This window comes from Kitasatospora saccharophila (assembly GCF_039529925.1).
Classification (GTDB): domain Bacteria; phylum Actinomycetota; class Actinomycetes; order Streptomycetales; family Streptomycetaceae; genus Kitasatospora; species Kitasatospora saccharophila.
Genome location: NZ_BAAANS010000023.1, coordinates 86,937 through 99,643, shown reverse-complemented (window position 1 = coordinate 99,643; position 12,707 = coordinate 86,937). Strand labels below are relative to the sequence as shown.

Sequence of the window (12,707 nt, the reverse complement as noted above, 5' to 3'; positions counted from 1 at the left end):
TCAACTCCCCTTCCCGGCCCGCTTCCTGGCGTAGGCGCGGGCCGCCCGGACGCGGTCCCCGCAGCGGGTCGAGCACCAGTGCCGGGACGCGTGGGTGCGGACGTAGAACCGGCTGCACGGGGCGCCGCCGCACCGGGCCAGCCGCTCGGCGTCCGGGCCGGTCAGCAGGTCGGCGGCGTCGGCGGCCAGCCGGGCCATCGCCCGGTCGGCGATCCGGTCCGCCGGGTGCGGCAGACTGCGGTGCAGGCCCCGCTCGGCGTCCCAGCACAGCAGCGGCACCGACGGCGCCGCCGACAGCGCCTCGTTCACCGCCGCCAGCGCCCCCGGCGGCGCGGGCCGCCCCGCCACCCGGGCGTCCAGCAACTCCCGCACCGCCCCCCGGAACACCCGCAGCCGCACCGCGCACGGCCCCAGCACCCGCCCCGCCTCCGGCGCGAGCCCGTGCTCCACCAGCCACCGGGACGCCGCCCCCGGCTCCCCCAACAGGTCCAGCACCCCGCCCGGCAGGGTCAGCAGCGAATTGGCGAAGTCCAGCGCCGGGTACCGCTCGGCCCCCGGCACGGGCGGCGGCGGTGCGACGGTCCCGGTGGGCTCGGTGGGCTCGGTGGGCTCGGTGGGCTCGGTGGGCTCGGCGGGCTCGACGGCGGGGGCGGTGGTGCGCTGGCTCATGTCCCTCATGGTAAAGCCAGCGGTTGCCCGTGAGGAGAGGTGTGCGGGAGGGGTGTTCAGCCGACCGCCGGCTCCAGGACGTACACCTCGAACGGGTCGGGCACCACGACGGCGGCGACCGCGCCGTCGGTGTCGCGGCCGATCCAGACCGGGACGGTGCCGTCGCCGCCCAGGGGGAAGCCGAGCAGTCCGGCACCCGTTCCGGCGTCGGTGACCTTGGCGTAGGAGTAGTCGAAGGTCTCGACGCCGTCCTTCACGCGGGAGGTGAGGTACTGCTTGTAGCGGGCGCTCAACGAGGGCCGGGCGTCTGCGTCGGCGAAGCTGCCGGTGGCGGAGTCGGTGCCGAAGCCGAAGCACTCGCCGTCGCCCAGCAGCCGCGGGTCCCCACCGGGCGGGACGGCCGGCGTCCAGCTCGCCGGCGGCTTCCCGCTCACCAGCACCCGCAGGGCGTAGCTCTCCCCGATGGCGTCCGCCCCGATCGGATTCGCCCCGTTCGCGTTCCCGCCGGGTCTGCCGAAGCTGGAACGGCTCTCCTGCACCGGGTAGCTGCCGGGCGGCACCTCGATCACGATCGGTTCGTCCCGGCCGAGGTGGAGCGGGTCGTGGACGGCGAGGCGGCCGCTGGGCAGGGCGATCTCGGTGATGGTGCGGGGCGGTTCGACGGTGACCGTCCCCGCCCGGAACCGGTGGGCGAACGTCGCCCCCGGGGTGAACAGCTCCTCCGGCCAGGGCGGGGTGGCCGGGCGGGGAGGCCGCCAGCCGAAGGGTTCGGCCGGCCCGGCGGGCTGCGGCGGTGCGGGGTCGAGGGGCGGCTCGGTGATCTCTGGCAGCGGGCCGGTGCCGCCGAGCCGGCCGACGGCCAGCAGTTCCGCCCAGTGGCCGAACCGCGGATCGGGCAGCCACCTCGACTCGACCGGGAGGTCGGCGGCGGTCTGGTACGAACCGCCCCCGTCGCCCCGGTCGTTCACGGTCTGGCGGCCCCGCCCGTCCGGCAGCAGCAGCAGGACCTTCCGCCAGGCGTCCGTGGCCCGGTCCGGCTGCTCGGGGCGCTCGTAGCGCCACTCGGTCAGGTGGCGCAGGAACAGCCGCCCCGGCTCCAGGGCGCGCAGGTCGATCTCGAACGTCCGCCGTCCCTGCGGGTCCAACCGGTGCAGTTCCGCGTACTGCCCGGCCCGCGCCAGGTGCAGCACGGCGACGGGCTGCTCCCGTCCCGGCGCGCGGAACACCACGGCGTACGGCTCGCCCGCGGCGTCCCGGCGCTCGGCCTCGGCACGCGGTAGCGGGCGGACGCTGCTGCGGGTTGCGGGGTCCCAGCCGTCGCAGTAGTGCGCTTCGAGCCGCGTCTCGGTCATGTCGATCGTCCCGTCCGTCCGTCGTTCCGGCTGCGCAGGCTACCGGTCGGGTCGGACGGTCGGGTCGGACGGGCGGTGCGGACGGATGGATGGTCGGGGCGGACGGGCGGGACGGGCGGGGTGGGAGGATGGGCGGATCGACGGAGCAAGGGGTACGTGATTCGGATGGCCGGCCGACTGAGGGCGTTGCGCACGCAGAACCGACTCAGCCTGGAGGCGTTGGCCGCGCAGGTGGGGGTGACCAAGAGCTACCTGTCGAAGGTGGAGCGGGGGCTGAGCGAGCCGTCGATCTCCACGGCGCTGAAGCTGGCGCAGGCGCTCGGGGTCGAGGTGGGGCGGCTGTTCTCGGACGAGGTGGAGCCGGAGCTGGTCACGGTGGTCCGGGCGGGGGAGCGGACGCCGCTGGGCGGGGCGGCGGGGGCGCGGTACGAGGGGATCGCGGCGGCGCTGCCGGGCAAGCGGATGGTGCCGTTCATGATGTACCCGCCGGTGGAGGGGCCGGTGGAGGCGTTCAAGTCGCACCCCGGGGAGGAGTTCCTGTTCGTGCACGCGGGGCACGCCGAGCTGGAGTTCCCGGAGCGGACGGTCAGCCTCGGGCCGGGCGACAGCGTGTACTTCAACGCCGCGCTGCCGCACCGCTGCCGCAGCACGGACGGGCGGCCCGCGGAGGTCCTGGTGGTGATCCACGACGAGCCGGGCGCGGCGGACGGGCGCGTCCCGGCCCTGCCGTGAAGGACGGGGTCGGGACGCGCCCGTGGCGTGGCGTCAGGTGGTCGGCAGGGCGGGTGACGCGTCGATCTCCCGCAGCAGGGCGGTGAGTCGCTCGGAGCGGTCGCCGTCCAGCGGCAGCAGCGGCGGCCGGGGTGCCCCGGCGGGGAAGCCGCGCAGGGCCAGGCCGGCCTTGACGGTGGTGGGCAGGCCGCCGGTCACGATGTACTGCAGCAGCGGCAGCAGTCGGCCGAACAGCTCGCGGGCGGTGGCGAGTTCACCGGAGCGGACGGCCCGGTGCAGGGCGAGCACCTGCTCCGGGACCAGGCAGGCGGCGGCGGTGCACCAGCCGGCCGCGCCGGCGACGAAGGCGGGCAGCGCGAGCGGGTTGCTGCCGTTGTAGAACGGCAGTTCGCCGCCGGAGAGTTGGGCGAGGCGGTGCATCCGCTGGAGGTCGCCGCTGCTCTCCTTGACCATGGTGATGTTCTCCACCGACTCGACCAGGCCGACGAGTTGCTCGGGGGAGAGGTCGATCCCGGCGGTGGCGGGGTTGTTGTAGACCATCACCTCGACGCCGACCGCGTCCGCGACCTCGGTGAAGTGCCGGGTCACCTCGCGCTCGTCCAGCCGCCAGTAGGACAGCGGCAGCACCATCACGGCGTCCGCGCCCGCCCGTTCGGCGAAGCGGGCGCGCTCCACCGCGCCCTTGGTGGTGAGTTCGGCGATCCCGACCACGGTGGGGACCCGGCCGGCCACCGCGCCGATCGCGGTCTCGGCGGCGGTGCGCCACTCCGCGTCGTCCAGGTAGGCGCTCTCGCCGGTGGAGCCGAGCGGGGCGACGGCGTGCACCCCGGCGTCGACCAGCCGGTCGACCAGGGCGGCCAGCCGGACGGTGTCCACGCCGCCGTCGACCGGGTCGAAGGGGGTGACGGGGTAGGCGATCACGCCGTCCAGGGCGAGCTTGCTCAACGGGGGCCGTCCTCAAGGGAGTTGGTGGTGGTCAGCGCGTCGCCGTGGCCGGCCCGCAGGGCGCGGCGGGCGTAGTAGGCGAAGTTGGCCTGGCTGCGCTTGGGGGTGGAGGTCCAGTCGTGGGCCTCCTGGGCGAGCAGGTCGGGGATCTCCTGGATCCGGCCGGACGCGGAGGCCAGCAGCTGGAGCCGGGCGGCCCGTTCGAACAGCACGGCGAGGGTGCAGGACTCCTCGACGCTGGCGGTGGCGACCAACTGCCCGTGGTGGGCGAGCAGCAGGGCGCGCTTGTCGCCGAGCGCGGCGGAGATCAGTTCGCCCTCCTCGTTGCCGACCGGGATGCCGGGCCACTTCTCCAGGAACGCGCAGTCGTCGTACAGCGGGCACAGGTCCATGTGCGAGACCACCAGCGGGGTCTCCAGCATGGACAGCGCCGAGACGTGCAGCGGGTGGGTGTGGATGATGCAGTTGACGTCCGGGCGGGCCCGGTAGACCCAGGAGTGGAAGCGGTTGGCGGGGTTGGCCATGCCTTCGCCCGCCAGCACGTCGAGGTCCTCGTCGACCAGCAGCAGGTTGTCCTCGGTGACCTCGTCGAAGCCGAGGCCGAGGCGCTGCGTCCAGTAGGTGCCGGGCCGTTCGGCGCGGGCGGTGATCTGCCCGGCGAGGCCGGAGTCGTGGCCGGCGTCGAACAGGATGCGGCAGGTGAGGGCGAGCTTCTGGCGGATCGACCAGTCGTTGTCGGGGATGGCGGTGCGCATCCGCTGCTGGGCGAGCTCGACCAGGGCGGATTTGGGCGTGGCGAAGCTGTCGGCCATGTCCGGGGGCCTCCTTCGGGGGTTCGGCGATGCCCTGAACACTGAGTTCACTATAGGACACCTTGTGTCCTGAAGGCAGTGCGGAATGTTCCGGTGGTTGACATGTCGACTGATCGATGCAGAGGGCGAATTGACGGCCGGTCGGATCGACTTCACGGGAAAGCTTGCGGTTCTCCGTGAGAGATCGCTAGGTTCTTCTCACGGATAAAGTCAGACTTCCCCGTGAGGGGATCGTCGATTCGCGAGGTGCGCCATGACCGCTGTCCCCACCGTCCAGGTCTTCGGAGGCCCCACCGCCCTGATCGAGTACGGCGGTCTGCGCCTGCTCACCGACCCCACCTTCGACGAGCCCGGCGTCTACCCGCGCGGCGGCCGGTCCCTCACCAAGACCCTCCCCGGCACCGTCGACCCCGCCGAACTCGGCCCGCTCGACGCCGTCCTGCTCTCGCACGACGAGCACCCCGACAACCTCGACCACAGCGGCCGCAAGCTGCTCGCCGACGTCCCGCTCACCCTCACCACCCGGGGCGGCGCCGAGCGCCTCGGCGGCACCGCGCGCGGCCTGGCCCCTTGGGAGAGCGTCCGGTTGGGCGCCGTCACGATCACCGCGGTACCCGCCCAGCACGGGCCCGACGGCAGCGAGGCACTGGTCGGCGAGGTGATCGGCTTCGTCCTGACCGGCGACGGCCTGCCCGTGGTCTACGTCAGCGGCGACAACGCCTCGCTGCGGGTGGTCGAGCGGATCGCCGAACGCTTCGGCCCCGTCGACACCGCCGTCCTGTTCGCCGGCGCCGCCCGCACCGGCCTGCTCGACAACGCCCTGCTCACCCTCGACAGCGCCCGCGCCGCCGAGGCCGCCCGCATCCTCGGCGCCCGCCGGGTCGTCCCCGTCCACTTCGACAGCTGGGCGCACTTCACCGAGGGCCGCGAACCCCTGCTCGCCGCCTTCGCCGCGGCCGGCCTCGCGGACCTCCTCGAACTGCGCTGACCGCGCCGGGCGCCGAGACCCGTCCGGTGCCGTCACCTGGCGCCTGGACGGACCCGCCGAGGGCCGGGACGCCACCGGCCGCGTCGGTGAACTCGGCCCCGGCGCCGCCTGCCGGCTCTACGCCTACGGCGCGGACCGGGGCTGGTGCGCCGCCGCCGTCTCCTTCGCGGCCGCCGACCCGCGCGCCGAGTTCGCCGCCGAAGCCTGCGGGAAGCGCTGACCGGGTGGCCTGATCGGGAAGCGCTGACCGGGCGGCCTGATCGGGAAGCGCTGACCGGGCAGCCTGGCCGGAGGCGTCGGCCGGAGGCGCCGACACGGCCCCCGCCCGGATCGGGGCGGGGGCCGTCGTGGGTGGTGCGGGGAGGCCGGGGCCGGCGGTGGATCCGGTGGTGGGCTCAGCCGCGGGCGAGGGCGAAGCCGATGTCGGCGCCGTGCCCCTGGGCGTAGGCGAGCTGGATGAGGAGTTCGACGGCGGGCTCCAGGTAGCGGGCGTTGGTGAGGGGGCCGGCGTCGAGGGCGTCGAAGCCGAGGGCGGTGCCGAGGGCGACGACGGCGGCGACGGCCTCGCGGTCGTCCCCGGCGACCGGGAGCAGCAGGGGGGTGCCGGAGAGGGCGCCGGTCTCCATGGTGACGGCCATCGCGGTGTTGAACGCCTTGACCACCCGGGCGCCGGGCAGTGCGGCGGCGACCTGCTCGCCGCCGGAGGTGGTGTGGCCGACGGTGAGGGAGAGGTAGTCGGCGGCCAGCGGGTTGGTGGCGTCGACCACGATCCGGTCGGCGAGGGCGGCCCGGAGCTCGGCGGGGAGTTCGGCGACGGCGCCGAACGGGACGGCCAGGATGGTGAGTTCGGCCTCGGCGGCCTGGCGGGCGGACTTCTCGGCCGGGGTGGAGGTGTTGGCGGTGGTGACGGTGTGGCCGAGGTCGGCGAGGCGGCGGGCGAGGACGGAGCCGACGTTGCCGGTGCCGAGGACGTTGATCTGCATGGGAATCTCCCCTGTTCCGTGGGCTGCGAGCGGATCGCGGCCGGTGATCGCGGTGGGTCGCCGGAGGTGGGTCGGCGAAGGGCGCGGAGTGCCGCCCCCGCCCCACCATGGTGTTGCGAATTCGAAGCACTTCGACGCCGAGAAACATACACATGCTTCGAATTCGCAGCAACTGTTAGCCTGGTCCCATGACCGAACCCCCGACCGGACCGCGCTGGCTGGACGACACCGAGATGCGGGCCTGGGCCGGCCTGCTGGAGACCTACGACCTGATCCACCGGCAGGTGGAGCTCCAGCTCCGCGAGGAGGCCGGGCTGACCATGGTCCAGTACGAGATCCTCACCCGGCTCGACGAGAGCCCCGCCGGCTCCTGCGGGATGACCGAACTCGCCGAACGCATGGTCGCCTCCCGCAGCGGACTCACCTACCAGGTCGGCCAGTTGGCCAAGGCCGGCCTGCTCGTCCGGGAGCCCGACCCGGCCGACGAACGCGCCGTCCGCGCCGTCCTCACCGAAGCGGGCCGGCGCCTCCTGGAAGCCACCGCCCCCGGCCACGTCCGGGTGGTCCGCGAGGGCCTCCTCGACCTCTTCACCCCCGCCCAGGTCACCCAGCTCGCCACCCTGATGGACACCGCCCGCACCCACCTGCGCCAGGTCGTCCCAGTCATCCCGCCGCGACCGCGCCGCAAGCGCGAGTAGCCGGGGCCGGGCCGGGACCGGGCCGGTTCGTGGCGGTGAGTCCGTCAGATCGCGGTGCCGAGGAGGAGTGAGGCCCGTTCGCGCAGGGACCTCTCCAAGTCCAGGTTGTCCCCGCGCTGGACGGTCTGGAGCAGCATGGCGATGACGGCCAGCTCGGAGAACCGGCCTGCCGGGGTGTCGAGCACGTGGCCGAGGTGGCGACGAACCTGGGCAGCGGTCTCCGGTACCAGCAGCGAGTAGGTGTGCAGCATGGCAGCGTCGAAGCCGACCGGCGCGACGCCCCAGCCTTCCCAGTCGAGGATCGACAGCGAGGGTGCCACCAGGTTGGCCCAGTGCAGATCACCGTGAGCCGTGCTCCAGGCCGGCACCGTCGCGTTGACGGACGCCCCGAGGAACCGAGGCATCGCGCGGTCCAGGTACTCCTGCCGAACGGCTACCCGGCTGGTCCGGACGACGGCCACCAGGTCGAGCGCGCCGGCCAGGCCGGGCCACCAGGCGGCATCGAGGTCGGGCTCATTGCGGAGCACCGGTCCGTCCACCGTGATCGTGCGGTTCGGTACTGGGTCGTACAGCTCGGCCAGGTAGCCGTGCTCACCGTCGACCCAGGTCATCCGGCGGCGCAGCCGGGGCCGCGGAACGTCCGCCGGCATCGACAGCTCGGCCGCCATCGGTCCTTCCCAGAGCTTCCCCTCGGCTTCCTCGGCCGGCGCGCAGACCAGCCGCAACCAGCCGTCGCCAGTCGGGGTGAGCACCAACCGGCTCAGGGTCCGTCCGCGCCAACCCCAGGATTCGGCGCCGCCAACGGCCTGGGCCTGGAACTGGACCGCCACGTCGGCGTGGGCTCGGCGCATCCGGTCGGCGACTTCCGGCTCAGGTACCGAGTACATCGACAACCCTCCGCATGACGGCTTCGGACAACTGCTGCCCGCCCACGGCGGCAGCAGCATCGGTCCAGTGTTCCGTGTTGCCCGTGGACAGCAGCACACGCCGCACGCCGGGGGCCGAGGCCACGACGGCCAGTCCGGCCTGAGCCGGCGAACTGCCGGAGCGGATCAGCTCGGACAACTCCGGGGTGACCAACTTCGGCACCTCACCGCCGTGCAGCGGCGCCGAAGCGAACACGTCCAAGCCGGCCGCTTGGGCCTCGGCCAGCACGCCGCCACCATCGAGCGCCTCCGCGATGGCGCTCAGCTTCACCAGCGACAGCGGGAGCTGGATGGCTCGCAGGTGGTGCTGCGGGCCTCCGGCCTCGAACGCCAGGTCGACCAGCAACGGCACGTTGAAGATGCCGTGGGAGAACCCGTTCCAGGCAGCCACGCCGTACCCGTGGACGAGTTGCTGAGAGCATGCCTCCTCCAGCGCCGCGAACGCGGTGGACAGGCGTTCCCGGATCTGGTGGGGCTCGCAGTGGTGCTCGGGGTTGTGCAGGAACACCAGGTCGGGCTCGCGGCCCAGTGCGCGCCGGCTCCTTTCGACTTGCCAGGCGATGTACTCGGCCGTCAGGGCATGGCCGCTGTTCGCCTGGGCCTTGGTGAGCACGCTGTCCTTCACCGCCCGGTCCTGGAGCAAGCGCGGGACGAACCCGACCTTGGTGGACACCTTGATCTGCGGGTTGTTGCCGAGTACCCGGAGCAGCGCGCCTTCGGCCAGACCGCAGTCGTAGTTGGGTGCGGTGTCGATCCAGCCGACTGCGTGGGCCGCTGCCATCGCGGCGGCCCCTTCGACATCGGGACAGCGGTGGGTGCCGAGACCGAGCTGCGTCGTCACCGGGCGGTCCTCACCGCAGCCACCTGGCCGAGGACCAGTTCGTTCACCACTCCAGCAGCCTGTTCGAGGGGGAGGCAGGCCAGCGCCGCAAGCTCGTCCAGGCTGTGCGTGGAGCCGTCCAGCAACGGCTTGAGCAGCGGTAGCGCCTTCGCGGCGAACGTCCACTCCTCACCGCCCGCCGTCAGCAGAGCGGTGCCGTCCGGCATGGTCAGCAGGCCGGCCCGCGCGACCACCAGGTGCACCAGCAGATCGGGCTGTGCCGGAACACCGGTGACGTACGGCAGCGACGGTGCCAGCCGGGCCGACTCCGTGGCATCACGGGCCCGGTCAAACCGGGTGATCAGGTCGGAGCTGGTCAGCTCGTCGACCACCAGCTTGGCGATCCGGTCCAGGAAATCGCGTTGCTCGCTCTCGGTGCTGAACCGCGGCACGTCGGTCCGGATGACCTCGTGGCCACGGAGCACCTCGGACAGCCAGGTGAGCAGGTCGGCCCCGGTGGTGGTCCGGAGCCCGCAGGTCACGTGCAGCGAGTACTGGCCCTCGGACGCAGCGACCGCGTGCCACCAGCCGCGGGGCAGGTAGAGCACGTCGCCGGCCGTGAGCACCAGGTCGGCCACCGGCTGCTCCGGCGGTTCCTCCGGTGCAGCCACGTCTTGGTGCATCGGAGCGGTGCGGGTCGGACCGTAGAGCTTCCAGCGCTTCGCGCCGTCGAGCTGGACCACGATCACGTCGTGGTCGTCCCAGTGGGTGCCGAAGCCCTCGGTGCCGGTCCAGGAGCCGTACAGATTGACCTGCACGGCGGTCCGAAGCCAGTTCTCCAGGTGCTTGGCCAGGCCCCCGGTCCCGGGGTGCAGCTCGTCCACGGCGTCGACCACCAGCGTGGCCCCACCGGCCAGCTGCTCGTGGAGCGAGGCCGGCTGAAGTCGGTGCCAGACGGTGCTGCGGCGCGTGACGACTGGCCGGGAGTAGCGGAAGGCCGGCACCGGGTCGCCGTCCATCGCCAACCGGAACCGGGGGGCTTCAAGCCGGTGGTGCGTGAGGATGTCGTTGAGGTCATCCCAGCTCACCAGTCCGGCGACCGACGCGGCATTGCCGCGCGCAACGTGGTAGCTGCGGCCGAGCGTCTGGGCGAGGAACTGCTCCCCGCCCAGACGCTGGGCCACCGAAAGGGTCTCGGTGGTCACGATGGTGTCAGCCGTCAGTCGTTGGTGTCGGTGACGCCGGTGGAGCCACCGTCCGACGGCATCTCGAAGCGGGACCGCGCTGCGGTGACCCGGCGACGGGCGACCAGCAGGCCTTCCTCCTCCAGCTCGGTGGAGGAAGACGTGAGGTTCTCGGGCATGAGCTGTACCCCTCTCGCGCTAGTGGAACGACTTCCGAGTCAGCTGATGCCGGCTCGGTTGGGGCTTCCGGCTCCGGACCGCCTTAGCTGCCCGGAGCCGGAAGCTGGTGCCGGATCATCGATGTCGTCCGGCAGAGCTCTACGAAACCGCCGTCAGAAAGCCCGAACCAGAGGAGAATTGGCGCATCAACGTGGCATCCATGTGGCACGGCTGGGCATGACCTGGGCGGATGCCGAGCGGCCGAATCAGTGTTGGTGAACCGGGGGACCTGAGTGGTGGTGAAACGGGATGAGTTCGCCCAGCGTCGCCGAGCCATGGGCTTCACCCAGGAGGGGCTTGCAGAAGCCCTCACCGTTGACCGGTCCACGGTCGTCCGCTGGGAGAGCGGCCGAGGTGATCCTCAGCCGTTCCAGATGCCCCGGCTGGCCCTACTGCTCCAGGTCACCGCAGCAGAACTCGTCGATCTGCTGGCTCCGGTACCAGCCAACGTGCCGATCCTTCCCTGGCAGACACCGGTCGCCTTGAACGACGCAGGTCCAGGGGCGCTGGGGGCGGTCCCTGATCCAGCGGGGATCGGCTCAGCGATGATGCTCGCTGATGGTGAGGTCCGGGTCGGCTGCCGGACCTCAGGCGGAAGGATCATCTTCGTGACGATGCCGCGTCGCGCACTGCTCCGCTCGGCTGCCGGCGCGGCCGGAGCAGCGGTGCTTCCCGGGTTGGCAACTGGGCCTGAGCCCGGCCCTCAGCTGGTGCTGTCGCCCGATGTCCACCCTGTCGAGAACCTACGGCAGCTGCGGAAGTCGTTGGTCGCCTGTGACAACGTGCTCGGGCCGCGCCAGATCGTAGCCAGCTCCCAGGAACACGTCCGATTGATCCAGCAGCTCCGTCGCGAGGCCTCGGGCCGTGATCGACTCAACCTCATGCAGGTCCAGGCCGAGTACGCCGAGTTCTGCAGCTGGCTGTTCCAGGACGGCGGTGACCACCGAGCCGCCCAGTACTGGGCGGACCGCGCTGTCGACTGGTCGACCTCTGCTGGTGATCACGACCTGACCGTCTACATCACGGCCCGCAAGGCACAGCTGGCCGGCGACATGCGGGAATCGCTCGACGCCGTCGACCTCGCCGATGCAGCCCAGCGGATCGCCCCTCCTCAGAGTCGGCTGATGGCACTCGGGGCGGTCTACGGAGCACACGGACACGCGCTGCTCGGCGACGAGCTGGCGTGCCAACGCGCGTACGACCAGGCCCTGGAACTGGTCAGCGTGCCGAGCGAGACCGGCGCGAACCGCGGGCACTGGCTGAACGCGGCCTACGTCGAAGCCCAGCGAGCCCGGTCCTGGGCGGTACTGGGCCAGTACGAAGCCGCAGCAACCGGCTTCGACCAGGCAATCCGAGCGCTGCCGGCCTCGTTCCGGCGCGACCGTGGTGTCTACCTGGCCCGGTCCGCCGGCGCCCAACTGCACGCCACCGGTCCCGAGCGGGCAGCAGCCACCGCATCTGAAGCCCTGTCAATCGCCTCCGGTACCGGTTCTGCCCGGATCTTCGCTGAACTGGCCTCGCTGGACGGCAAGTTGCAACCATGGTCCGCGGTGGCCGAGGTCGCAGAGTTCCGCGAAGCCCTCGACAGCGTGATGCTCCATGAAGTGTGATCATCCCGGCGGCGCCCGTGCCGCCCCAAGCGAGAACGGAGCCACGATGGCCGAGCGTCCCTTCGTCCTGCTGAGCGTCGCCACCTCGGTGGACGGGTACATCGACGACACCTCGCCGCAGCGGCTGCTGCTGTCGAACTCGGACGACTTCGACCGGGTAGACCAGGTGCGGGCCGAGTCGGACGCCATCCTCATCGGTGGCAACACCCTGCGCAGCGACAACCCGCGGCTCCTGGTGAACAGCGACGATCGCCGGGTGGCTCGGGTAGCAGTCGGCAAGCCGGAGTACCCGCTCAAGGTCACCATCACGGCCAGTGGCGACCTGGACCGCGACCTGAAGTTCTGGCACTTCGGCGATAAGAAGGTGGTCTACACGACCGACGCCGGCGCGCTGAAGCTGCGTGACACCTTGGACGGTCTTGCCGACGTGGTGAGCACCGGCGACACGGTGGACTTCGGCCTGATGCTCGAAGACCTGGCGACGCGCGGCGTGCAGCGGCTGATGGTCGAAGGCGGCGGCCAGGTCCACACGCAGTTCCTGAGCCTCGGCTTGGCCGACGAGATCCACTTGGCCGTGGCGCCGTTGCTGGTGGGCGAGGCGGGCGCACCGCGCTTCGTCCACCCCGCCGAGTTCCCGGGCGGCAGCACCCGCCGGATGAAGCTGCTGGGCGCCGAGACGGTGGGCGACGTGGTACTGCTGCGCTACGCCCCGAAGGAGACGGACACCGCCCGCACCGACCTGGGCTGAGACGTTCCAGGACGTTCGAAG

At 72.2% G+C, this 12,707-nt stretch carries 14 protein-coding genes; 5 read left to right on the top strand and 9 right to left on the bottom strand.

The window, feature by feature from the left end; translation table 11 throughout:
* Both ABD345_RS18270 and ABD345_RS18265 read right to left on the bottom strand, forming a co-directional pair.
* A complete protein-coding gene (locus tag ABD345_RS18270; protein ID WP_344553311.1) occupies window positions 1-669 on the bottom strand; it encodes a CGNR zinc finger domain-containing protein in 669 nt (222 codons plus the stop codon).
* A gap of 56 nt (window positions 670-725) precedes the next feature.
* Window positions 726-2,021, bottom strand: a complete 1,296-nt coding sequence (locus ABD345_RS18265; protein ID WP_344553310.1) for a DUF4241 domain-containing protein — start codon at window positions 2,019-2,021, stop codon at window positions 726-728.
* Between the two features lie 165 nt (window positions 2,022-2,186).
* On the opposite strand from ABD345_RS18265, the gene ABD345_RS18260 reads away from it, so the two are divergent.
* A complete protein-coding gene (locus tag ABD345_RS18260) occupies window positions 2,187-2,753 on the top strand; it encodes a helix-turn-helix domain-containing protein (protein WP_344553308.1) in 567 nt (188 codons plus the stop codon).
* A 33-nt stretch (window positions 2,754-2,786) separates the two neighbouring features.
* Here the strand turns inward: ABD345_RS18260 and ABD345_RS18255 are convergent, their stop codons facing one another.
* On the bottom strand, window positions 2,787-3,698 hold the full coding sequence (locus tag ABD345_RS18255) for a dihydrodipicolinate synthase family protein (RefSeq protein ID WP_344553307.1): 912 nt from the start codon (window positions 3,696-3,698) through the stop codon (window positions 2,787-2,789).
* Window positions 3,695-4,510 carry an aldolase gene (locus tag ABD345_RS18250; protein WP_344553305.1) on the bottom strand — a complete coding sequence of 272 codons (816 nt, stop codon included), beginning with the start codon at window positions 4,508-4,510 and terminating at the stop codon, window positions 3,695-3,697. Before ABD345_RS18250 ends, ABD345_RS18255 begins: the two co-directional genes overlap by 4 nt.
* A gap of 253 nt (window positions 4,511-4,763) precedes the next feature.
* Here ABD345_RS18250 and ABD345_RS18245 point away from each other — a divergent pair, with 253 nt between their 5' ends.
* Entirely contained in the window at window positions 4,764-5,498 is a 735-nt protein-coding gene (locus ABD345_RS18245; protein ID WP_344553303.1) for an MBL fold metallo-hydrolase, read from the top strand.
* Window positions 5,499-5,893: 395 nt separating this feature from the next.
* Here the strand turns inward: ABD345_RS18245 and ABD345_RS18240 are convergent, their stop codons facing one another.
* Window positions 5,894-6,481 (bottom strand): NADPH-dependent F420 reductase, encoded by a 588-nt coding sequence (locus tag ABD345_RS18240; protein ID WP_344553302.1) that lies wholly within the window; start codon window positions 6,479-6,481, stop codon window positions 5,894-5,896.
* A 188-nt stretch (window positions 6,482-6,669) separates the two neighbouring features.
* Between ABD345_RS18240 and ABD345_RS18235 the strand changes: the two genes are divergently transcribed.
* Window positions 6,670-7,179 carry a MarR family winged helix-turn-helix transcriptional regulator gene (locus ABD345_RS18235; protein WP_344553301.1) on the top strand — a complete coding sequence of 170 codons (510 nt, stop codon included), beginning with the start codon at window positions 6,670-6,672 and terminating at the stop codon, window positions 7,177-7,179.
* Window positions 7,180-7,223: 44 nt separating this feature from the next.
* Here ABD345_RS18235 and ABD345_RS18230 read toward each other — a convergent pair whose 3' ends face one another.
* Genes ABD345_RS18230 through ABD345_RS18215 form a run of 4 tightly spaced genes read right to left on the bottom strand, consistent with a single transcriptional unit; the run spans window position 7,224 to window position 10,288 of the window.
* Window positions 7,224-8,066 carry a hypothetical protein gene (locus ABD345_RS18230; RefSeq protein ID WP_344553299.1) on the bottom strand — a complete coding sequence of 281 codons (843 nt, stop codon included), beginning with the start codon at window positions 8,064-8,066 and terminating at the stop codon, window positions 7,224-7,226.
* A complete protein-coding gene (locus tag ABD345_RS18225) occupies window positions 8,050-8,946 on the bottom strand; it encodes an aldo/keto reductase (protein ID WP_344553297.1) in 897 nt (298 codons plus the stop codon). The genes ABD345_RS18230 and ABD345_RS18225 overlap by 17 nt, the downstream gene beginning before the upstream one ends.
* Window positions 8,943-10,130, bottom strand: coding sequence for a cupin domain-containing protein (locus ABD345_RS18220; RefSeq protein WP_344553296.1), 1,188 nt, complete (start codon window positions 10,128-10,130; stop codon window positions 8,943-8,945). The genes ABD345_RS18225 and ABD345_RS18220 overlap by 4 nt, the downstream gene beginning before the upstream one ends.
* A 14-nt stretch (window positions 10,131-10,144) precedes the next feature.
* Entirely contained in the window at window positions 10,145-10,288 is a 144-nt protein-coding gene (locus ABD345_RS18215; RefSeq protein WP_344553295.1) for a hypothetical protein, read from the bottom strand.
* A 273-nt stretch (window positions 10,289-10,561) separates the two neighbouring features.
* On the opposite strand from ABD345_RS18215, the gene ABD345_RS18210 reads away from it, so the two are divergent.
* The gene (locus tag ABD345_RS18210; RefSeq protein WP_344553294.1) at window positions 10,562-11,938 is read left to right on the top strand and encodes a helix-turn-helix domain-containing protein; all 1,377 of its coding nucleotides are present in this window, start codon (window positions 10,562-10,564) and stop codon (window positions 11,936-11,938) included.
* 46 nt (window positions 11,939-11,984) lie between these two features.
* Window positions 11,985-12,686 carry a RibD family protein gene (locus ABD345_RS18205; RefSeq protein WP_344553293.1) on the top strand — a complete coding sequence of 234 codons (702 nt, stop codon included), beginning with the start codon at window positions 11,985-11,987 and terminating at the stop codon, window positions 12,684-12,686.
* Window positions 12,687-12,707 lie beyond the last annotated feature (21 nt).

Bases quoted from the DNA above. Each gene is read 5' to 3' on its own strand.
- ABD345_RS18270 (WP_344553311.1), bottom strand. From the start codon at position 669: ATGAGCCAGCGCACCACCGCCCCCGCCGTCGAGCCCGCCGAGCCCACC.
- ABD345_RS18265 (WP_344553310.1), bottom strand. From the start codon at position 2,021: ATGACCGAGACGCGGCTCGAAGCGCACTACTGCGACGGCTGGGACCCC.
- ABD345_RS18260 (WP_344553308.1), top strand. From the start codon at position 2,187: ATGGCCGGCCGACTGAGGGCGTTGCGCACGCAGAACCGACTCAGCCTG.
- ABD345_RS18250 (WP_344553305.1), bottom strand. From the start codon at position 4,510: ATGGCCGACAGCTTCGCCACGCCCAAATCCGCCCTGGTCGAGCTCGCC.
- ABD345_RS18245 (WP_344553303.1), top strand. From the start codon at position 4,764: ATGACCGCTGTCCCCACCGTCCAGGTCTTCGGAGGCCCCACCGCCCTG.
- ABD345_RS18240 (WP_344553302.1), bottom strand. From the start codon at position 6,481: ATGCAGATCAACGTCCTCGGCACCGGCAACGTCGGCTCCGTCCTCGCC.
- ABD345_RS18235 (WP_344553301.1), top strand. From the start codon at position 6,670: ATGACCGAACCCCCGACCGGACCGCGCTGGCTGGACGACACCGAGATG.
- ABD345_RS18230 (WP_344553299.1), bottom strand. From the start codon at position 8,066: ATGTACTCGGTACCTGAGCCGGAAGTCGCCGACCGGATGCGCCGAGCC.
- ABD345_RS18215 (WP_344553295.1), bottom strand. From the start codon at position 10,288: ATGCCCGAGAACCTCACGTCTTCCTCCACCGAGCTGGAGGAGGAAGGC.
- ABD345_RS18205 (WP_344553293.1), top strand. From the start codon at position 11,985: ATGGCCGAGCGTCCCTTCGTCCTGCTGAGCGTCGCCACCTCGGTGGAC.